General features: G+C 41.3%; 10 protein-coding genes. 5 read left to right on the top strand and 5 right to left on the bottom strand.

Annotated elements, in window-relative coordinates:
• Window positions 1-78: 78 nt before the first annotated feature.
• The 4 genes from H6G41_RS21645 to H6G41_RS21630 form a co-directional block, all read right to left on the bottom strand.
• Window positions 79-2373 (bottom strand): OmpA family protein, encoded by a 2295-nt coding sequence (locus H6G41_RS21645; RefSeq protein ID WP_190748470.1) that lies wholly within the window; start codon window positions 2371-2373, stop codon window positions 79-81.
• A 32-nt stretch (window positions 2374-2405) separates the two neighbouring features.
• A complete protein-coding gene (locus tag H6G41_RS21640) occupies window positions 2406-6044 on the bottom strand; it encodes a hypothetical protein (protein ID WP_242037999.1) in 3639 nt (1212 codons plus the stop codon).
• Window positions 6041-6964 carry a DUF11 domain-containing protein gene (locus tag H6G41_RS21635; protein WP_190748468.1) on the bottom strand — a complete coding sequence of 308 codons (924 nt, stop codon included), beginning with the start codon at window positions 6962-6964 and terminating at the stop codon, window positions 6041-6043. Before H6G41_RS21635 ends, H6G41_RS21640 begins: the two co-directional genes overlap by 4 nt.
• A 1558-nt stretch (window positions 6965-8522) precedes the next feature.
• The gene (locus H6G41_RS21630; protein WP_190748501.1) at window positions 8523-9851 is read right to left on the bottom strand and encodes an NF038122 family metalloprotease; all 1329 of its coding nucleotides are present in this window, start codon (window positions 9849-9851) and stop codon (window positions 8523-8525) included.
• 602 nt (window positions 9852-10453) lie between these two features.
• Here H6G41_RS21630 and H6G41_RS21625 point away from each other — a divergent pair.
• Both H6G41_RS21625 and H6G41_RS21620 read left to right on the top strand, forming a co-directional pair.
• Window positions 10454-10732, top strand: a complete 279-nt coding sequence (locus tag H6G41_RS21625; RefSeq protein WP_190748467.1) for a hypothetical protein — start codon at window positions 10454-10456, stop codon at window positions 10730-10732.
• 200 nt (window positions 10733-10932) lie between these two features.
• Complete coding sequence (locus H6G41_RS21620) at window positions 10933-11748, top strand: DUF1838 domain-containing protein (RefSeq protein ID WP_190748465.1); 816 nt, start codon at window positions 10933-10935, stop codon at window positions 11746-11748.
• A gap of 164 nt (window positions 11749-11912) precedes the next feature.
• Here H6G41_RS21620 and H6G41_RS21615 read toward each other — a convergent pair whose 3' ends face one another.
• Window positions 11913-17378, bottom strand: a complete 5466-nt coding sequence (locus tag H6G41_RS21615) for a translocation/assembly module TamB domain-containing protein (RefSeq protein ID WP_190748463.1) — start codon at window positions 17376-17378, stop codon at window positions 11913-11915.
• Window positions 17379-17867: 489 nt separating this feature from the next.
• Between H6G41_RS21615 and H6G41_RS21610 the strand changes: the two genes are divergently transcribed.
• The 3 genes from H6G41_RS21610 to H6G41_RS21600 all read left to right on the top strand — a co-directional run bounded on the left by H6G41_RS21610 (window position 17868) and on the right by H6G41_RS21600 (window position 21438).
• Window positions 17868-18305 (top strand): DUF3110 domain-containing protein, encoded by a 438-nt coding sequence (locus tag H6G41_RS21610; protein WP_190748461.1) that lies wholly within the window; start codon window positions 17868-17870, stop codon window positions 18303-18305.
• Between the two features lie 278 nt (window positions 18306-18583).
• On the top strand, window positions 18584-19507 hold the full coding sequence (gene murQ / locus H6G41_RS21605) for an N-acetylmuramic acid 6-phosphate etherase (protein WP_190748459.1): 924 nt from the start codon (window positions 18584-18586) through the stop codon (window positions 19505-19507).
• 698 nt (window positions 19508-20205) lie between these two features.
• The gene (locus tag H6G41_RS21600; protein ID WP_190748457.1) at window positions 20206-21438 is read left to right on the top strand and encodes a response regulator; all 1233 of its coding nucleotides are present in this window, start codon (window positions 20206-20208) and stop codon (window positions 21436-21438) included.
• The last annotated feature ends 352 nt before the right edge of the window (window positions 21439-21790 follow it).

The following is a 21790-nucleotide window of genomic DNA, read 5'->3' as shown; positions in this document are numbered from 1 at the left end:
AGATGTAAATGTTTAACTGGGCATGGGGCATTGGGCATTGAGTATTTTTACCTCCTCTGCTTCCTCTGCTCCCCTTCCTCATCTCCTTCTCGGTGGTTCTAATTGCAAGTCTTGTTCTTGGCCTTCAATGATGATATCTATGCCTCTGACATCTTTGTAGATAATTTCGGCACGGCGATCGCGTGCGTAATCTACACGGCTACTACCTTCACTGACTCTCTGAGTTTCCCCTAAGGTGCGAATTGTCATCCGTTCTGGGGCTACACCTTGGCGTAATAAGTAATTTCTCACAGATAATGCCCTTCTTCTACCCAAGGCAATGTTATATTCATTGCTGGCGCGGGGATCGGTATGTCCTTGGATTTCAATGATAATCTCCGGGTATTGTCGCAATACTTGGGCTACCCGATCCAAGACGATCGCACTCGCGGGACTAATAAAGGATTTATCTAAGGCAAAGTGAACGTTTCTTGGTGCCCTAATTCTTAATGGTGTGGGTGGAATTAAGGTAGGTGGTGGTGTTGGTGTGGGTGGCGTGGGTGGTGGAGGTGGTACTGGTCTAGAGGTACATTGGGGAATGGGGTTTTGCCGACTTGCGGGTGGTAAGCTGGGTGTATTTGTTCTGGGGCCGATAAAAGCCGCGATCGCAGGTTCGGATGTGCCATATTTGGGATCAGTTGCGATCGCGCTGACAATATCCCCAACTTTCACATTGGCTACTGTAACGCTAAATCGCCCTTTCTCATCCACAGCAGCGCTAGCTAAAGGTTGACTTAATGCGCCGTAACCAGTTTCATACAGTGCTTGTTTACCTTGTTGATAATCTCCCAGGCGATAAATTGTCACCTCCGAACCCGGATCGGCTTTACCTACTAAGGTGACGCTGTTACCATTAGGCAAAAATTCCCGCGTGGTAAATTCTGGCGCATTAATTGCGGCGTTACCTGTATCTAAGCGACGATTCCCCGAATTCCGTTTAGGATTTGGCCCGTCTCCCCTTTGAAAATCGCTAACATCTAAATTTCTTTGCGCATTCAAGTCAATACTCAACCCTTCCAACGCCGTAAAGGAGTTATTTTGAATAGTGTTACGTTCAGTTTGAGGAAAAGCTGATACCACTACCCCCGGCCCGGTTTGGTAGGAAATTTCGTTACCTGTAACTTGATGTTCGCTACCCATCAAATATACTGCTGCTCGGCGTAACCTTCTGCCATTGTAGGTAATGCGGTTATCGCGGATTTGTACGTCACCTTGAGGTTTGAATAAATACACCCCTGCGCCGTCATTGGCACAAATTAAGTTACTAGTAATGCGCGATTTATTTACTACACCTTCTATTCTCAAGGCATCTGGCATCCCGGCAATGCCATTACCAACAATGATATTTTCTTGAACTAAAGTATTTTCACCCCGTACCGAAGTAATAATTGCACTACCATCATGGTAGTAAATGCGGTTGCGGCGAATGGTTGTGCCTTGGGAATTAAATACGTAAACTCCGAAAGCTGATGTAGTTTCCGGCATTTTCTCTTCTGTCGTCAACCCCAACCAATTATTTTCAATTACCACATTTTTCGGCGGTATATCCTTGTCATAGAAAGGAAAATCGCTGTTAGGCGGTTGCTGCTGGGTGGTATTGGGTGGGGGTAAACGGTGAGAAATTACTATATTCCCTGGTGGCGTGGTCAAAGTTACCGGCTTGGGCACGCCATCGTAAATTAAAATATTGCCTAACTGCTGCTTAATGGCACTGGCATTAAATCCGTAAAGACTTAAGCCGCGAATGGTGACACCATCAGCTACCACAGTTAAACCGCGAAAAATTTCTTTATCTGGTGCAGGTGCGATCGCAACGACTGGAATGGGAATGGCAATTTCTGCTGTCGCTGAACCAGCCGCATCATATCCTGGCTGAGTCCCCCCATCAATCACTAACCCCGGACTCGCCAAATCTGGTAATTGAGACTGTAATAAAATTGTTGTCGCATTTGCGGGCAAACTAAACTCAATCCGCGAACCGCCCTCAGTTAAAGGTTGAATTAACGCCTTTTCTGCACTGCTAAGTTGAGCAACTGTTAGCGTACCATTTACCAATTCAATGGCTTCCCGCAAAGTTATCTGTTCGTCAGGCTGAATATTACCATCTTGATTGCTGTTAACTACTACCCGTAAAGCTACGGCTGTAATAGGTGCTGTTTGACTCACAGCTACCCCAGAACCAACAAGGCAAAAAGTTAACGGCAAAATACCCGAAAATCTCAAAAGCCTCTCCTGTCTCCGCCTCTTCTGCACGGCAGTTGCTACAACGGAGGGAACCTCCGCAACGCACTGCCTCGTCCTTGGCGGTTGATTTTTCCCTTGCTTTTTGTACATCACTCACTCCTATACACCTTGAATCTGGGCTGCTACTTCATCGCTTGTGACTGCTTCAGACGGTTAATTAGTTGACTCTGAGATGTCCCTTGGGCGATTGGTTCTACTTCCGATTCCTCTTGTTGCTTGGGTACAGGTTTTTGCAAGCCAAAGCCACCCAAAAGTTCATTCAGTTTCAAAGTAATGTTGACGTAAAAACCACCTTGGGAACGATAACCAGTAAAATCTTGGTCATCAACACTACCGAAGCTGTAGCCTAAACCCACTCGCAGATCTGGAGTTAAGTAATACCCAGATTCTACAGCTATGCCAAATTCGTTGTAATTCGTGCCGCTATTGGAGGTTTGTCCAATCCAGCGTCCTTCTACAGCTAAATCGGTACGATAACCTAGCCTGTAAGTCGTTCGTAACTGGGCTAAATTCACATCCGCATCGAAGCGATCGCCATCTAAGAAAGTTACCCCATTTCTAAAGGCGTATTTGCCATAAAATTCCCAGCGCCAGCTAGGTGCATAAATCGCTTCCGCAGAAAAAATCTGTCCGGTGGCTGTACTTCCTGTTAATTGTGTTTCGGGAATTGAGTCATAATTTTGTCGCCATTCATATTTAAGTAAGGCGTTGAATTTGTCGTTACTCGGATCGCGGTAGGCTAAACCCAGTTTCAGGTTGGAGGTGTCTCCTAGTTCTTGGAATCTTACACCTTCAGAAATTACACCCACTGTCGAGGGGAGAAAGACGTTAGCTTCTCCGGCTTGCTGATAACGAACTAAAGCTGTTAACGCTGGCGAAAGTTTACCCGCAGCGGCGGCGGAAATTACTAGATTATTGCTTTCATCCCCATCCCGATACTCAAACCTAGTGCTGGCTTGGAATTGAGGATTATCGGTGTACTCGAATCCGAGACTATAAACGGAACCAGAATATAGTCCTAACGAGGACGCTGTTTGTCCAACTGCATAGTATTGACCGAATTGAGAACCAGCCGCAGTTCCGTTAAAGATGTTTTTAAATATGTATTCGTAACCAACATTCACCCGCAATCCTGGCGCGATCGCCCAGCGATGATTTAACCCCACCGCACCTTGTCCTTGCAAGCCGTTAAAGGCTGATAGCACCGAGTAACGTCCAGTCAAACTTGTATCCTCTGACAATTTGCGATCGAGGATCGTATCTAGGGTAGTGATGGAGTTACCAGGTATTAAGCTGCTGTCATCATAAAATTGGTGCGCTAGCCGTAATGTTACCCCTGGATAGGCTTTCCAATCTAAACCTAAGGTGGTGCGGTTGGGATAGAGAGGATCGCTATCACCTAAATTCAGTTCGTTTTGTCCTTGAAAGGTTAAGGATTCAGTTAAAGGAATTTTCAACCGCGAAACTAATTGATCTGCATCTCCAGTAAAGCGGTTACTAACTCTATCTTCGCGAGAACGGTTGACATATTCTAAACTGACATCCGTCGTCCCAATTCTTTGCAATATCCCAGCACGGAAGGTTTTCAGAGTATTGTTAACGGCTTCTCCCGGACGTGCTTGGGGTTGGGGGTCGAATAAATCAAAAAAGCCGAGAGTGCTGTTGATTCCCGTTGCCGCCGTTCCGTAATTTTCTTCAAAGTCGTAACCTAAAGTAAAGCTAGTAGTGTCAGTGATTTTGGCGAGAACTGATGCACCGTAACGTGTTTGTCCGGGGGTAAAGCTAAAGGTGGAGTTGTTATTAAAATTAGGTTCGACAGCTCGATAGTAAGCTTGACCGAGGAAACTCTCGCCAATTTTACCAAAGGCTTCTAAACGGTATGCAGAACCGTTAAAATCTCGACCATCCACGAGGTTACCGTTAGAACGGGCATATTCCCCGACAATTTTACCAGCATCGCCTAAAGATAAAAGAAAATCAGCGCCAAATAAGCGGAATTCTTGACTTCCCTGGTCTTCTTGCAGGTAACTGGCTCCAAAAAAGGATTTTCTCTCTAAATCTTGGGAAATATTATATTGCAGTCGTCCACCATAGAGTTTAGAATCTTGTCCGCCTTCGTTTTGGTAGGTAACAACAATTCGCCTCACCAAAGTAGCGCCAAAGGGATTGAGTTCTGTAGCGAGGATGGGACGACGGAATAACAGCGTCCCGCGATCGTAATCTATTTCATAATCGGGGCCGCGAAATAGTTGTTGGCGCTGAATTACTGTCCCCGGACGATTAATTTCCTCGGCTTCTAAATAAACTGTTTCACTTCCCGGAACTAACAACCGCCGAGAAAGGAAGTAATTACCGCTCACCCCATTGGGGACAATCGTATCCCGTTGGAAGCCTTCAATATTGTTGGCGTATAAGCCAGTAATTTGTAAGGGGCCGAAGTTGTAGTTCGCTTTAAAGCCGTGGAGTTGGCGAGCTGTGGCTGTATAGAGTTGGGATGGTCGGGAAAACTCTTCGGTGTTGTAGTCCCCCCACATGAAATAATCGGGATCAGCACCGGGGATAAAGGGACTACGCTCGATGCGAGCATAAAAGCTATCTATAGAGGGGGTGGTGGCTGTAAATGTAGAACTATCGCCATAGACGGGATATTGCTGTTCGCAGAATTGCACTCCCCCAAACAGGCGGTTTCTCCCTTCGCAGTCTTGGTTAATGGGACGTTCGCTATTAAACGCGCCTGTAAATAACCAATCTCCAACTTTCCCCGTTGTAAAGACAGCCGCACTCAAGTCTACTTCTGTTCCCCCGGTTCTGTCGGGGTTGAGAAAGTCGCGAAAACTGCCCCAATAATTAGTACCACCAGGGCCAATGCGCAGATTAACTATCCCGGTGGTGAGCGAAGGACGGAGATAGGTAGTAAATTCAACTTGGGTAAAAGCTTCAATTGGTACTTCCCCGACTTTATCGATCAGTGAAGTGTCGGTTTGTTGGGGAAAGGTGGATTCGCCTGGTGTAATTTGAGGCGATCGCGGAGCGCTGCGGCCTACGGCAGATCGCGTTTTAATCTCCTCTACAGCTGCCCTAATTCTAACTTGTTGGGGTTTAATATCCGATTGCAGAGTTGCGCTAAATTCCCCATCAATGGCGCGTACCTGAAATCCGCCTTGGTCTTTATCCTGGTCTGCACCGACAAATTTACCAGCGCTAGTAGTTAAAGTTACCAATACATCTTCGGGAATTAGTTGCCCTTGTTCGTCGGTAATTTGCCCTTGTAGCTTGATTGTCGAGCGTCCATCAGCTTGGACTCTAGGGTCGCCTACTGGTAAAATTTCAATCTTCAATTTCCGGTTCGGATTCTGGGGTGAAGATACCGGTGTTAGCTCTGTGGGAATAGTTTCCGGTTGGGCGATGGGAGCCGGAGTTTGGGGAATTTGGCTAGCTGGCTCTGTTGTCGCAGGTGTGGTAGTTGGCTCTGTTGTCGTGGGTGTGGTAGTTGGGGAAATGGCTTGAGCAACAACTCGCTCAACTTCTGCTTGTCCTTCAGGGGTGAGATTTTGTGGCTGACTATTTTCTGGTTCTGTCGCCAACACTTGATTATTGCTGGCTTTGATACCAAAAAAAGTAGGGGCGATAAATGCCAAAAACGCCAGAAACATCACTCTTTTACCCTTGGTTTGTCCAGTTAAGCGCAAAAGCGATAATTGCTGTTTTTGCATCCCCTCTCTGGTTTTGCTTGCTTTACCCAAATCTTTGTGAGATATCATCGTTTACCCCCTGAAAATGCAGGTGTAACCCCAAAATTGACACGAGCTAAACTACTCGGAGCTAATTTCACCATCCGTGATTGGCTATTTCTTTCAATAAAATAATTGTTTGGCGCTAACGCATATCCTGGTAGACTAGTCAAGTCTAGTGTTGCTGACCGATAGCCGGATATAACATTGGCTAAAGAAAATAACCCGTTAGCATCCGTGACAATACGATTGCCATCATCCATGTAAATCACAGCGTTGGGTACACCCGGTTCATTTAGTTGCTGTTCGCCATCAAAGTTTTTATCCACAAACACCCGCCCAATGATAGTGCCGCAATCAGAGAGAATCCCCGGACGAATGCGCAACACATGACTGGCTTGGTTACTCGTCAAATTTCCCGCTTGGGCTTGGGCTAAGTTTCTCCCGCTTCCCCGTACCGCATCTGGTGTTACTTCCACCGCATAAACGACATTCAAAATTCCCTGGGGTGGCAATTCTGTAGCAGAGTTAAGGGAAATTGTTACCGACCGGTTATTAGCAGCATTAGCTGTTACGGCTACTGATGTATTACTAATAGAACCTTTAAGGGATTTAGAAATAAATCGCAATCCTAAAGGTAGCCTATCTGTAATTGTGATATTTCTCGCAGGTGCTTGCCCTGTATTTCTAATAGTCAGGCGATAAATGACTGTATCTCCTGGTTCTGCGGCTGCTCGATCGCCCGTTTTAATAATTTCTAAAGCAGCTTGAGAAGCAGTGAATCTGACCTCATTTGATCGCTGATTCGGCAAACCATTTGCACCTGCACCAGCCGTATTTCTGATTACAGTTTGGGCGATAGTAGGAATAGTTTGATAAGCCATCACACCCAAAGAAAAAAATGCACACAAGAGGCTATTATGCCTCAACCATGAAATTTTAGATGTCATCGGAAGGCATCAAGCAACAACAAAGATTTTTGGAAACATTAAAGGTTATTTATCAACCCAAGCAGATTTTTTTGTCCATGATATTTCTCCTAATTACAAACATAACGTTACTAAAACCCCGATTTATATGTGTTTTTTTAATGTTTAGAACTCAAAACATAATACTAATAATTTTTTTGCCATCTAGGCTTTCATTAATCTCTAGTTACTACTAGGCTTTTCCCTAAAATTTTCAGTACTTGGTTACTACAGCATCTTATCAGAAGATGTAACTTTTAAAAAACAGATAGTGTTTTTCTGACAATTTGCCTATCATCCAATTTAGAGATCTAGTTTACATGATTTTCTGTATGCATCTTAATAGATGGGCAGAATTTATAGTTAAACATCTCAGTCGATATATACCAAGAAACCCAAGGATGTAAGAAAATATGGAATATACTCAAATCCTTTCCCCTTATGGCTTATAGGCAATTCAAACTATCAATATTTCACACACTTATTGACAAAAAGAATTTTTCAGACAAATAATCTATGCAAATTAAACAATAAAATGCATAGATTATTTCCAATTACATACAATAGTCATCTATCTGTGCTTTACCCCCACTGCTCTAGGTGAGTAATATTAAGCACAGGTCATTCATCGCTAGCTTCATTAGTCTTTCAATAAAGAATTTTATTGTGCCAGACTGGATGCTATTTTGCGACTGAAATCAAGTTTATACTTTTTGCTGCCTATTTCATTAGATTACATCAGTTTGCTACTTATTGAGTATCAAATTGAAATTATGCCCGAAAACCATTGATTTCAATTGATACACACAATCAAAGAATTATATTCTGCCATCTCTGATGTATCTGTTGAATCTGGGGAAGCTTTGGGAGAAGACGCTAATAGTTGCTATTTTCGATTTCCCGAAACACAAATGCTGTCATCTTCACTGCAACACTGTAATCATCAGATATAGATAAAATACAGATGTTGTTAGTTGCTGTCATAAAGATTGACACCAGTTGTTAAACTGTCATATTGAAGTAACATTAACTAGCACAATAGTGCTGTCAGCAAAGTGAGGCTATAGCAGTGATATAGCTGCTGTTTATTAGCTAGCATTTAACTATTGTAATAAGTTTAGTTGTCTTTCTTCTATGACTTTAGGAAGATGAAATTTATGGCAAATGATCGCAGATCATTTTGATATGATAATGTTCTGATGCTCCCAGAAGTGGAGGCGCAGAGATTGATATTGAGCCAAATTTGAGAAAAATCGTACCGTTAACAGCATCAAAAGAGCCAGTGCTGTGGGTGGCTACCCTGACTTGAAGAGATTGGCGTCCAATTACGTTAGCGTAAGCTCACTTGAACTTATATCAATTGATTGTCTTGGATATGCTGTTTGAATAAGTGATGAGGTGATAAATATTGTGCGTGAATACTTTAAAATATTACTCGTTTATTTTATTGAATTTACGTATTAATACTTAATTAATCAAGAAACCCTGCAAATTATCGCAGGGTCTTCGTTTTCTATTACCTAAGAAAAAAATAATTAGTTTAATTAAACTTTCTTTGACGACGCAGACCAAAACTCAACAAACCTAATGCAAATAACCCTACAGTGGTAGTAGGTTCTGGTATAGAAGCGGTTTCTGTAGGCATATGCGACCAAAAAGTACCTTTTTGGAACAATCCTTCTTGTGCCAGAAAATCAGTTAATTTCATATTTTGGTTGAAAGTAGTTGTAGAGCTAGCACCACCCCAACGGTTTTGCTTAAACATCTGATCCAGAGAGACAGTATTGGTTGTATTACCAATGGAACTGGCATTAGTAGTACCTTGAGATACGATATAACTGGTAGACCAATCTGGCGTAGAATCTATATCCCAACCAATGACATCAAGAACTGTCAGATCTCGCGAAACTGCATCTCTTCTAAGGCCTGGTGCTAAGGCAGGATTCATCAAAGCATTAATATTAGACTTCCAATGGCTAGCTTGCCAGCCATCTCCTTGACCCCAAGGAGTTACTATACTAGTATCTTGTCCAGTAGATAAAAAACCAAGATTGGTTTTACCATTATCAATGGTAAAAAAGTTGTCAGTGCCATAATCTATAGTTGCCATTGTCGGAGCATACTGAGCATTTATAGTATCTCTACTAAATAAACTGATGGGAGTAACGTACTTTTTCAGATAATTTTGGTCTCCAAGATTTGTGGTATTTACTGCATCTAAAGCAGTGACAAAACCTAAAATGTGCCCTATTTCATGTAGTAAAACACTAGTAAAATCAAACTCGCTAGTTTCAACAGTAGCTGTGCGTGTTCTTTCCCACCTATAAGAACTATTACTTAGATTGCTCATCACAATCACCCCATCTAAACTGGTGCTATGTGCGTCAATTAATTTTAATGCTTTAGCATTAGCCCGCGTCAGGTTAATCGTAGTAGAAGATGCATATTCTCCCTCGATAAAACCTTCCCAATAAGATTGACCCTTGCTAGGTAAATTGTTGATAGCAGTTCTATCATTTGTAGAAAGACTGTCATTTGTTAGAGCATTCTGAAAATTGAAGTGACTAATATTATTCACAAAAGCTGGTAATGCTCCGCCTAAGACACCTTTAGGTAAGCTACTCGCATCAGGCATCTCTAAATGGATATTAATAGTAGCATCATCTGTGAGACGATCTTCCCAGTAAAGTGCGGCTGCTTCCGCCGCAGATTTGTATTCTTGAGTTACTCCTAAGCCGTAGGTAAATTTTAGATTTGCAGCGTGAGCGGGAAGGGTGCTACAGATTAAAGTAACTAGTGTTAGGGTTATTTTAGCTAGCGGCTGGCTAACTTTATTATCTAGGCTACATACCAATTTTTTTTGCTTCATACTATTACCAGGAATGAATTGAATTTCGTTATATCAATTCATTTTCCCGGATATGCTGTTTGAATAGGTGTCCAAGTAATGAAGATTATGTGTATATAACCTAAAATATGACTGTTTATTTGATGCTTGTATTTAGGTATTAATACTGTAATTTTACATATATTCAGAGTTATAAAAAACAACATAACATTGATTAAACTTAATTTTGCATTAATTTAATGTGGCATAATTGGCTGATATTTTTGGAGTTTTTTACAAGCATCATCTTCATTTGAATGCTTTTATAAGCCTTAGCATCAACATTATTTATTCTATGAATAATAAACACTTTTTATGATGATATACTTCCGTATTTTTGCTCATATTTACGGAAATTCATTTCTGTACTTCTTCCAAGTTTATAAAATTAATATTTAGTTATTTGATTTTGGCAAAAACTCAGTCAACCTATATGTTGATGATTTTCTCTTTCCTATTTTTAATTTAAACAAGTATATTTCGGTCATCAAATCGGAATTGAATAGCACGTTACAGGGAAAAATCAAGTATCATGCAAGCAACCTACCCTAGTAGTAGAGTCACTTGTACAAAGGAGAAAAATCATGAGGGTTTGGCTAGCTTGCTTCTTTGTGTTGTTTGCTTTGGCAGAATTATTTGACTGGGTCAAGGAATTTAGTCTACCATTACCTATTTATATTTTGGGTGGAGCTTTTTTAGCTGTGGCTTCTAACTACGACAAGATTGTCGGATCTTACCTCAGCGATCGCACCATTGAGCGATCGCCTCAGCCAACGCCTTTAGAACCATCAGCCCAAACTATAAACCCGATGTCTTTAAACATGTCCCATCCTGTGGAAGATGAACAACCATCACAACTGTAATTAAATAGCTATCATGAACCGGGTACGCCAGAACGGATGAACAAACTTTCTTAAGAGTCCACCGTCAACGTTATTTTTCAAGTTAGGTTGGCGCAATTAAGGATAAGTTGTTGACGTTTTGTAACATGGTTGTGAGATTCTCTGGAACAGACGCGCCCACAACATTGGTTTATTTTGATTATTAATATAGGATTTTATCTATGGTTGCCAAAACTCAAGAATTGGATGCCCTACATTGGGTGAAAACACGTTCATCTCTCGATTCTAACCAATCGACTTTCCTAATCTGGGCAGGTAAGATTTACGCTTTTATCCCTGGAGAAAAACGTAAACTTTTATTTAAAATACTGGGCATGAGTGTCAGTAGATGTATTGCCACAGAAGAGGGTAAGTGGGACTTTACTTCTAGGGAACTGACTTACTACCTTGACCCAGAGACGGGTGAAAAATTAACAAAATGGGAAAATCCCTGGAATGGGGAAACAGTACCAGTGATGCATGTAGCAAATAATCCCGTGCAAGGTGAATTTAAGGGTAAATTTCCTGCCCAAGTAGAAGGTGAAAATACAACTTTTGTGTTTGATATCTTTCCTACTTATCCCAACCCCCTAGCCACAGATCTCAAATTTGCGGAATACAGCCCCCAAGAAACATATCAAGCCGCAGAATTATTTAAACTGACTGTACCCACCGCAGATTTATTAAATCCAGAAGTTTTGGAAGTTTCTCATCTCAAACTGAGTTGGGATCGGATTGGTCAATGGTTACCTTGGATGAAAATGGGCGATCGCCCCGGTCAGTTGATATATAGTGCTATTGGCAGTAAGGTTGATAATTTTACTGGTTTGCCCCAGTTATTGCAAGATGAAATTAATACGCGCGTTCCTCTGTTCAGACATGCGCCCAAATCCTATATTGAGGGCGAAGATATGACTTCTTGGCTATATTTTCAAAAGCATTTTGATGCTTACTTAGCGGGTGATACCTTTCCCCAACCAGCCGCAGCAGAATTTTAGACAAGGGATTTCCAATTAAACTGAACTTCCCCCGTGCAAATGTATTAAAGAGTTGGGGTATGTCAATATGAATAACTCATACAATCCCAGATAAGTCGTGAACAAAAAATCATCATGACGAATAGGGCAGAAGTTGCTTTATTCTGCCTTTTGCCTTTATTCGGTCAAAATCGCCTGTCATATTCAACTACCACACGACTATCATCATCCAAATTCGTGGAACCCCGCAAGCGAACAGTATCGTTAATGCGGTAATTAATTCCCCATTGCAATGGGTCATTCGCTGTTAAAATTTTAATCCCAGAAATCGAAAACTTAGAAGAAATATCAACCCCAGCTTCCATTGCTAATTCTAAAGTAGAATTAGTTTTTCCTGCTTCAGGATTATCAGAAATCACAGTTGGAAATAGACGAAATTCGCTTAAACCAAAAGCACTACCAATTTGATTAAAAGCTCCCTGAAAATTGTTAAATACAGCTGAACCCGCTATATTAATCAATCCTAAAGTACTGTCGCCACGTCCTTGGGTATCGACAAATCCACCACCTAAAAGTGCTACAAGTTCTGTTTCACCGCGAGAAGGAGTGCTGGTTAATTGCAAACTCTCGTTTAATTTACTAGCAGGCCCTTGCACTCTCGCTTCAACTCGGATAGTTTCTAAAGTTGATAAACCTGTAGTATTCAGCTTGCTAATATCACCAGTTAAATTACCATCCAGTACTTTGGCAAATAGCCTAATATCTAAATTCGGATCGCGGGGTTGGTCTTTTCTAAAAGTTGCGGTATGTTCATAACCACGAGCTAGATTAAATTGCGTAGTGAATAAATTTACTCCGCCCTTTTCTAATTTAATTTTACCATCGGGTATTGGTTGATTTAAAGAACCATTAACAATTAGTGTACCAGTAGCTTGGAAATTGAGAATTGGTGGACGAGTAATTTTAACATTTCTACCTAAGGACAACTCTAGATTATTAAATCTTGTAGTTGCAATTCTGGCATCTTCTTTATTCTGTTTATCAGCTTTAATGAACGAAAGATTACCATCACTATCTTCTGGTCTATTTGTATTAGTTGATTCTGCCAACAATACTTGACCATTAAATAACTCTACTTTCCCCCCAAGGATGGGATTTAGCGCCGAACCAGTAATCAGCACATTGCCATTGGCATTACCTTGGTAAAGTCCTTTAAGATTTAAAGCTAATTGATTGAGGTTAACTCTCAGAGGATTCTCAATTGCAACTTCTTCGCTATTAGCAATCGGAATTTGTCCAGATGCTTCTACCTTTCCTTGGCTAAATTTCCCTTGGAGATTTTCGACAATAATGCGGTCAAAATCGAACTTTGCCGTTCCTGTGACTTCAGTTAACTTTTCTGGTAAAGCTTGAGCAGAAAATGTTGCATTATTGAGTGTAGCAACTCCATTAACTATTGGTTCGGTTCTTGTACCACGGATTTGGACATCTACTTCACCTTGTCCATTGTCAAAGGCAATTTGGTTAGTAAATAAGTTTAACAGTGCCAATCCTTCATTTTTAACTTTAATATCTAAGCTAATTTGATTGTTGTTAGGCGTAACTGAAGCAAAAGGTAATTTATAGGGTATGCTACCAGTAATATTTACAGGTTCTGGCCCGTTAACTATAAAGTTACTACCAAAATTTAACCGCCCATTATCATAACTAAAACTGGCCGTAGCTGATTCTACATTCTTCGTATTAATTGTTCCTTCTGTAACTTGTAATTCACCTCTAGCTTTAGGATTATCAATACTCCCTGCTACCGCTACAGAAGTGTTGAGATTACCTGTAAGTCCTATGGGAAGTTTGACAAAATTATTGAGTACTTGGATGGGGAAATTTCTGATTTGTAAATTACCTGATTGCTCCTTACCACCGACAGTACCTTTAAAAGCAATTAGCCTATTTTTAGACTCAATTCGTAAAGGTAATAAAGTCAAAATACCTTTTTCAAAACTACCTTTAGCAATTAGCTGTTCTGCTTGGTAAAAACGCCCAGGTTCGTTTTTTTCTTGAGCTTTACCCCAAGTCCAATTTTGACCAGCTAAGTTAAACTGTGCAGCTATGCCATTAGCAGTATCGAAAGCTACTTCCCCGTTAAAAGTTCCTTGAATATCAGCTAACTCTGGTATGGGATTAGTTTCACGCCGCTGTTGTTGTTGTGCTGTTAATAAAGCATCAACTTGATAAACACGCTCGATTTGGGTTAATAATGGCTGATTAGGTAATCCTTGGGGGACAGTAACTAAATCCGCAGATGTACCGTAGGCTGGTGCTTGCAAACCACCGCGCAAATCTTGTAACTCATATACTTGTATTGCTGTCAGGATATCTTGGACGTTACCCTGGTTGATGTTGAGTTTACCTTGGATTTGGGGTGTTTTCGTAGTTGTACTGACATTACCGATAAAGGCATAGCGACTTTTACCTTTAACAAATGCACTATCTGTAATGTTCGCCATGCCATTACCATAGCGGAATTGGGCAGTTAAAAGTTCGCCCTGAATGCGTCCGATCGCCGGATTAGCGATCGCCACATTGCCACTAGCTGCTAATGTATCCTGATTCATCAGCAAATTCCCCGTTAACGCCCCAGCTAAGGCAGTATTTCCCAAGCGGGTGTTAGCAGGTAATGATAAATTTAATACTTGGATAGGGAAGTTATCTAATCTTAAAGCTAAATTTTCACCTTGTGCTTGACCTACAGCTGATGCTTCTTTCCACTTGACTAAAAAAGAGTTGGGGCGATTATTAGCATTGAGGTTAACTGTAATGCGATCGCTTGTACCTGCAACATCTAAACTAGTACCTTGCCCTTGCACAGATTGAATATTGCCACTTAAAACCGGCTCAAAGGCAAAGTTCTTCACAGCCAAATTCCGCAGTTTTAGTTGTCCTTGGATATTTGGTAGAGGTAAGTTACCAGCGATTTGTCCCGTAAAATCGGCTTTTCCTGCCAAATTCACCGCATTGGGTAGTTTAATTGGCAACTGTTGCAAGTCGTAATTTTGCGCTTGCACATTCAGTTTTAAATCTGTAATTTGGGGTATGCCTGCGCCTTGGGCATTAGCTAAGATATAACCACTAGCATTTAAATTCGCTGCTGTAGCCCGTTCAATATTCAGCCTTTGACCGTCCCAGGCGATCGCCGCAGTTAAAGGTTGGGTGATTGCTCCAATACCTTGGGAAAACTGCACCTGTCCCGCCGCCCGTACATCAGCTAATTTAGCCGATTGTACCGTTCCAGCCACTTGCAGATTACCGCCAAACTGACCCCGCAACTGTTGATTTAACTGCTGTAACTTCACACCAGTCGCCGCCACCACAGCCTGATAGCGACCCTCCGCTAGTTGAATATTCGAGGCTGTAATTGTGCCATCTGCTACCTTTACTCTAGCCTGACCAGTGGCGACAATAGACTCTGGCTTAAATGAATCAACTGAGCCAGCAACATCGAAATCACCATTTAAACGACCGGGAAATTGCTGAATATTGGGTGCTAATTCTGGCAAAGCCAAATTATTAGCTTTAACTTGCGCTAAATACACACCATCAGCCAGTTGAATATTTTTCGCCGTGACTGTCCCACTAGCCACAGCCAAGCTACCTTCACCAGTACCGCGCAGATTTTTTAAACTAAAATTATCGCGGCTACCTGCAATTTGGAATGTACCAGCTAATGGCCCTGTTAAAGCTGGGGGAAGATTCTGCAAGATCCGCCCCAACCGCACATTATTAGCAACTAATTGCGCTGCAAAGTTTTGGTCTTGGAGTTGAATATTAGAAACTGCGATCGTACCGCCACCAATTTGCACACCTGCGCCTTTAGTGCGAATAGAAGCGACTTTAAATGGTGAAGTTGTCCCAGCCAGCAGCAAACGACCGTTAAATTCTGCCCCAGTTAAGGAAACGTTTTGCAGTTTCTCTTTGTCTACCAACCGTTCCACCTGAATACCAGAGGCTTGGGCGACAGCTTGCCAACGTTGATTGGCGTAACTTCCAGAAGCCTGTACCTTACCGCCACTAAAATTAGCAATAACATCGCGGAAGAATACAGTTCGGTCTGGGGCAATGGTAACTATACCAGTTGCCGGATAGGTGGCGCTAGGCGCTTGCCATTGGACGACAGTTTGAATGTTACCAGCAATACCAGTTAGCTGCCCTGTACCAGAGACATTACCGATTTGAAATCCAGGTGTAGAGTTATAAATTTGGGCGATCGCATCCCCTGGCACCTTCTCTGCTGTAAAATTAAAATTCAGTTGCGGCTGTTTCCCTAGTTGAATCTTACCTGCACCTGTCACCTGACCGCCAACCGTCGGCGTACCTTGAATATCTTTGAGGCTAATCAGGGAATTGCTAGTAGAAAACTCAAACTTACTCCTAACATTCTGAAAATCAACCTTATCAATCCGCGCAGGTTTGAGCGTCGCCACTGTACCTGAAAGAATTGGTTTATTGGGTGCGCCACCAAGCTGGATATCAGCTTTAACTTCTCCTATTGTCGGTACAGGTAGTTTTACCTTGAGAGTCTCCAAGGCTGTATTCACATCTACCCGATCGATTTGCCCAGTTAACTTATAGCCAGTTTCTCGGTCAATAATACCTGTAGCTACTAGAGGAATTTTGCCGTAATTAGTAGCTATCTTCTCTAACTTGATTTCTGTACCTTTAAAGCTGAGATTTCCTTGGGTATTGTTCAGAAGTTGTGGTAAACGGGGTATTTGCAATGTCACCCCTTGCACAAAGGCGCTGCCATACAATAATGTTTGCTGCTCTGGTATTAGTTGAACTTGCAGATCGCCATTAACTCGCCCCGCTTGTAAAGTTAGTGGTAGCTGAATAATCCGAGTAATATCAGCAGCTAGCAAATCTTGTGTACGAATCTGTAAATTAGCAGCTTGTGTCTTTAAATGGGTGTCTCCCTTCAGGGTCAAACTACCGCCATTATTGGCTTGGGCGGCAATATCAAACCACATCACCTGGTTATTATCCAACAGTTGAGCAGTGCCATTAAGTTGGGAAAATCCTACAGGTAAGTTGGCTGGTTGCGGCGTGGGCGATTTTTGCTGTATTTTGCGGGACAAGTCTAGTAAAGTCAGCTTGCCATTGCGTAGGCGAATTTTCTCCAAATCGGTTTTAATCGGGCCGCCCTTACCACCAAGAGCGATACGAGTAGTTAACCAGCGTCCTTGGTCATCCTTTTCAAGATAAACTTCCGGATTGACTAAAGTAACATCTAGCTTGAGGGTGCGGTTAAAAATTAACTGTATTGGGTCAAAACCTACTTCTACCGCCTCTACTGTCACTTTATCTGGATCGGTGGCGGTAGCTGGAATCTCGGAAGCGCCAAACTTGACTCCAAAGAGCGAAAATTCTCTCACATTCCCCAGTTTGACTGGGCGATTGATGGTTGTAGTGAGATTGGTTTGGGCTAATGGTGCTAAGTCTTTTTGGATAAAACGTTGTAATCGCCAAATACCACCGCCAATCAATAACAGTAATAGCCCTCCTACAGCAATACCACCACGAGTCAACACCTGTAACCAGAAACGCTGACGATTTGGAGAATTGGAGTGATTAACTCGATCGGGACGTTTAGTCATTGGCTTTCACTCTTGATTTGACGACTTTAGCTGACTTACTGCTGGCATCAATTAGTACTAGATTGCGCTGCCATTCTTAGAATACGTCAACTCAACCTCAGGCTTGATCGCTAGAGTCGAGGAAATTGTTCTATTCAATGATATTGGCATTGTCAGGAATACCGTAATCAAGTAAACTACGCAAACTATGCGATCAAAAATTGCTCTACTGGCAGTGTTTCTTTGAGCGTAGTTCTCTATGCAAACTAGAGATGGCACTCTTGACTGGTTGAGACTAAGCCCATAGCAACAACTTCTACCCCAGCCAAAATGCCATTTTACTTCCGTAAAGGTGGTAACTAAGACAAACACATCACGATTGTAGACGGTCTTAGTGGGGCCTTGTTCCAGAAATATTTACTGTTGAAGAAAATCAATAAAAGGCTAGTCGATCGGTACAACGTAGAACTTTAATTAAGATAGAGACCAGAGAACCACCATTAAAGATAGATGATTACACCCATGCGCGTTTTTGTATTGATTTTCAATGCTCGAACTGAAAATGAGGGGATTCACACCGTGCGGATAGGCGATCGCAATAAAATTCTGATGTTTGAGTCGGAAGATGATGCAACCCGCTACGCTTTAATGTTAGAAGCTCAAGATTTCCCCGTCCCTAGCGTAGAAACGATCGATGCCGAAGAAATTAAGGAATTTTGTGTAAGCGCTAACTATGACTGGGAAATCGTTCCGGAAAATAGTAGTATAGTCGTCACTCCCCCAGAATTAAATGTACAAGAAACAGACTGGAAGCCTGATGGGGAAATTGAGGATAGCGATCGCGAATTTGAGCCACCTTCCCGCCCTCATCCAGCAGACGAAGCAGAACCAGAGTTGTCTGATAGTGAAATAGAAAAGATTCGTCGCAAATTGGAAGGCTTACTATAATTGTTCAGTTGTCAGTTGTCAATAGTTAATAGTCAATAATCAAGAAGGCAATAAGTAATAGTTATTATCCATATTCATGCGCTTTCTTCTCTTATCTCCCTTATCCTCTTTTCCCAGCCATAGTTAAGGGAACGTTACTTTCATTATGGTATTGGGAGATGATATGAGAATTGAGAACTGACAACTGACAAAGCGCAAAGTCAAAGCGCCGGCTTCCGGCGTAGACGCAAAGCGTCTTACCGCAGGTATCGGAACTTTGTAAGAAAGGACAAAAATTAATGACAAATTTACAGGAACGCGGTTATCTGTTAACCGAGCAAGTGAACTCTAATAGTCTGAATTTAGATCAGATCAGTTCTCTGGAATTGGTAGAGTTATTTAATACTGAAGACCACAATGCAGTTGCGGCGGTAGCGGCGGCAAAAAATCAAATAGCTGATGCCATTGATTGTACTGCCGAACGGTTGCGCCAAGGGGGACGCTTATTTTATGTTGGTGCCGGGACAAGTGGGAGATTGGGGGTATTAGACGCAGCGGAATGTCCACCTACCTTTTGTACGCCACCAGAATTAGTACAGGGAATTATAGCTGGTGGTGCTGGTGCATTAGTACGTAGTTCGGAAGATTTAGAAGACCGCGCCCAAGATGGAGAAGCGGCGATCGCCCAACGCCAAATTACACAATTAGATGTGGTAGTTGGGATTACCGCAGGTGGGACGACACCTTTTGTCCACGGTGCGCTAAACGCTGCTCGCCAACGGGGAGCCATGACAATTTTTCTGGCCTGCGTGCCTGTTGAACAGGTAAAATTTGATGCCGATGTTGATATTCGCTTGTTAACTGGCCCGGAAATTCTCGCTGGTTCAACTCGCCTGAAAGCTGGGACAGCAACAAAGCTAACTCTAAATATTCTTTCTACCGGAGTGATGGTCAAACTAGGTAAAGTTTATGGCAATCGCATGGTAGATGTAGCTGTGACCAATCAAAAACTACGCGATCGCGCTTTGCGCATTTTGCAAGACTTGACAGATTTAAGTCGGGAAGATGCAGGTTTATTACTAGATCGTAGCGCTAACTGGGTGAAGCTAGCTCTATTAATGCATTGGACTGGGTTAGAAAAAGCAGCAGGCGAGCAACTTTTGTTAGAACATGATGGTAACTTAAAGGCTGCTATTGCCAGCCATAACCATAAAAAACAATAACAACAAATTCTCAGAAGATGTTGCTTTTATGCGTTAAAGTGAATCACAGCAGAGTCAATTAACCAGAAATAATTAGCCAGAAATGCCGGAGATTTTTTGGTAAATAACTGGAGTTTATGGCGGGGAAAACCCCGTCATATCAATACTTGTAACGAAAGTATACTAACGTTTTAAACTAAAATTTTAGACACCTGCTACATAGCAAAGATATTTTTTAAGGATATATACTCATCAAGATTACCGAGTATATGTAAATTAATGTTTCAAAAGTAAACAAATCAATCATCAATGACAATCTGAATAATAATTTTGTTTACGGCCAAGAGTTTTTTAAATATAAATCAGTATATACCCCGATCGTTATCTAGCCCAAAAATGAATAAGATAATTTAATCACAAGGCTATAGACTAACGTTGGGAAAAATATCTATTCCTCATGATTAGTTAATTCTTGGTAGCGAATACAGTGCCATGAAGGGCGATGATTTTTTATCTTGCTCTTCTGATGACAGTGCTTTTACCATCCTATTGCGTTTGTGATTTTCAGCTTGAATTTAGTAGTCCTATATCTAATTTGTACAAGAGAAATAGCAAGCATCCGGAGATTCTTGCCTAATCTATTAGCAATATTAAGGTATTGGCTGACTATTAACTAGATAGTGTTGCGAAGGGCTGAATTGTTAGTAGAAGGACAATGTATGACCCACCAAAACATGATGATATTAAACAATTTAATTAATGAATTTAAAACTTGTACTCAACTCCAATATAATGGGCAGCTAAACATTAAAAGCTCAAAGGGAAACCATTGGACTTTTTATTATCGACTAGGACGAATAGTTTGGGCCACTGGAGGAATTCATCCTTTTCGCCGTTGGCGTAGACAAATGGCGCAACATTGCCCTCAAATTGATGTAGATAAGCTTCGTGTCAGTGCTGAACATTTAACTATCGATTACTGGGATTACCACCTTTTAGAAGCCTTATATAAAAAACAAAAAATTCAGCGCGAGCAAATCCAAATAATTGTAGAAAACACAATAGCAGAATTATTTTTTGATCTAGCTCAAGAAGCAGATTTTACTTCTGTAACTTGTCATCGTAGCCAGCAAGTAATTTTAGATATGCCCATGAGTTTCACGAGTGCAGAGGTTTCTTTAAAGCAAATGCAAGACTCGTGGAAGCTCTGGTCAGAAGCAGGTTTAACAAATTTACATCCTGATTTTGCACCAGTTCTGCGCAAACCAGAACAACTCCAGCAATTGGTAAGTTCATCTGTTTATAACAACTTTGTCAGCTTTATTAATGGCAAATATACACTGCGAGATTTAGCAGTAAAAATGAAGCAGAATTTAATGCCAGTTGCTCGTTCCTTGCTACCATATATCCTCAAAGGCATTATTGAACTAGTAGAAGTACCCGATTTACCTTTAGTAGCCGTTGAAGTGGAGAAAAATCTCACAACTACCAAATCAAAACATTCAACTGCTCCATTGGTAGCCTGTATCGATGACAGCCCTCAAATCTGTAAAATGATGGAGGAGATTATTACCTCACATGGGTTAAGATTTATCGCCATTCAAGATGCAGTGCAAGCTTTACCCACTTTGATTCAATATCAGCCAGACTTAATTTTTTTAGATTTAGTTATGCCTGTTGCTAGTGGTTACGAAATATGCACTCAACTGCGACGAATTTCTACCTTTGCTAACACACCAGTAGTCATCATCACAGGTAATGATGGATTAATAGATAGAGTGCGTGCTAAAGTTGTGGGTTCTACAGATTTTCTCACTAAGCCTTTAGCTGGTGATAAGGTCATGGGAATAGTACGTAAATATCTACCTACTTCAGCTTCATCAATCAAGGTCAATGCTTCTAAAGTTGATGGATTATACAGTCGATTTCATGTGAATGAAGTACAGGCTTAAAAAGCAAAACTATGTAGAGACTGTATTATAAAGTCTCTACATATATTGCATACATACATAGATAAATGGCTGCTCTCTCATCCACAATTCTCATGCAGAAAATAAGATACAGTAACAATTTTTTAGCTGATATCTAATGCTTAATTTTTGAGAATTTGATGATGCAAATTTTTTAATTAAACTCAAATATTTACTATTTTTAAATATAATTAATTATATATTTTGATTAAAAGTGCATACTAGAAATAATATTTACTGATTTAGCTATTCCTGACGCCAAATTCTCCTAAATATCATTTAGTAGCTTCGTAAAGCTGATTTTGTAGTTCAGTTAATCGGATATATTTATTAA

The organism is Tolypothrix sp. FACHB-123, from assembly GCF_014697075.1.
Classification (GTDB): Bacteria; Cyanobacteriota; Cyanobacteriia; order Cyanobacteriales; family Nostocaceae; genus Aulosira.
This window is presented reverse-complemented; position numbering and strand designations above follow the sequence as displayed.

Excerpts from the sequence above, each read along its gene's own strand:
- H6G41_RS21645 (WP_190748470.1), bottom strand. The coding sequence starts at position 2,373 with ATGTACAAAAAGCAAGGGAAAAATCAACCGCCAAGGACGAGGCAGTGC.
- H6G41_RS21640 (WP_242037999.1), bottom strand. The coding sequence starts at position 6,044 with ATGATATCTCACAAAGATTTGGGTAAAGCAAGCAAAACCAGAGAGGGG.
- H6G41_RS21635 (WP_190748468.1), bottom strand. The coding sequence starts at position 6,964 with ATGACATCTAAAATTTCATGGTTGAGGCATAATAGCCTCTTGTGTGCA.
- H6G41_RS21630 (WP_190748501.1), bottom strand. The coding sequence starts at position 9,851 with ATGAAGCAAAAAAAATTGGTATGTAGCCTAGATAATAAAGTTAGCCAG.
- H6G41_RS21625 (WP_190748467.1), top strand. The coding sequence starts at position 10,454 with ATGAGGGTTTGGCTAGCTTGCTTCTTTGTGTTGTTTGCTTTGGCAGAA.
- H6G41_RS21620 (WP_190748465.1), top strand. The coding sequence starts at position 10,933 with ATGGTTGCCAAAACTCAAGAATTGGATGCCCTACATTGGGTGAAAACA.
- H6G41_RS21615 (WP_190748463.1), bottom strand. The coding sequence starts at position 17,378 with ATGACTAAACGTCCCGATCGAGTTAATCACTCCAATTCTCCAAATCGT.
- H6G41_RS21610 (WP_190748461.1), top strand. The coding sequence starts at position 17,868 with ATGATTACACCCATGCGCGTTTTTGTATTGATTTTCAATGCTCGAACT.
- murQ (WP_190748459.1), top strand. The coding sequence starts at position 18,584 with ATGACAAATTTACAGGAACGCGGTTATCTGTTAACCGAGCAAGTGAAC.
- H6G41_RS21600 (WP_190748457.1), top strand. The coding sequence starts at position 20,206 with ATGACCCACCAAAACATGATGATATTAAACAATTTAATTAATGAATTT.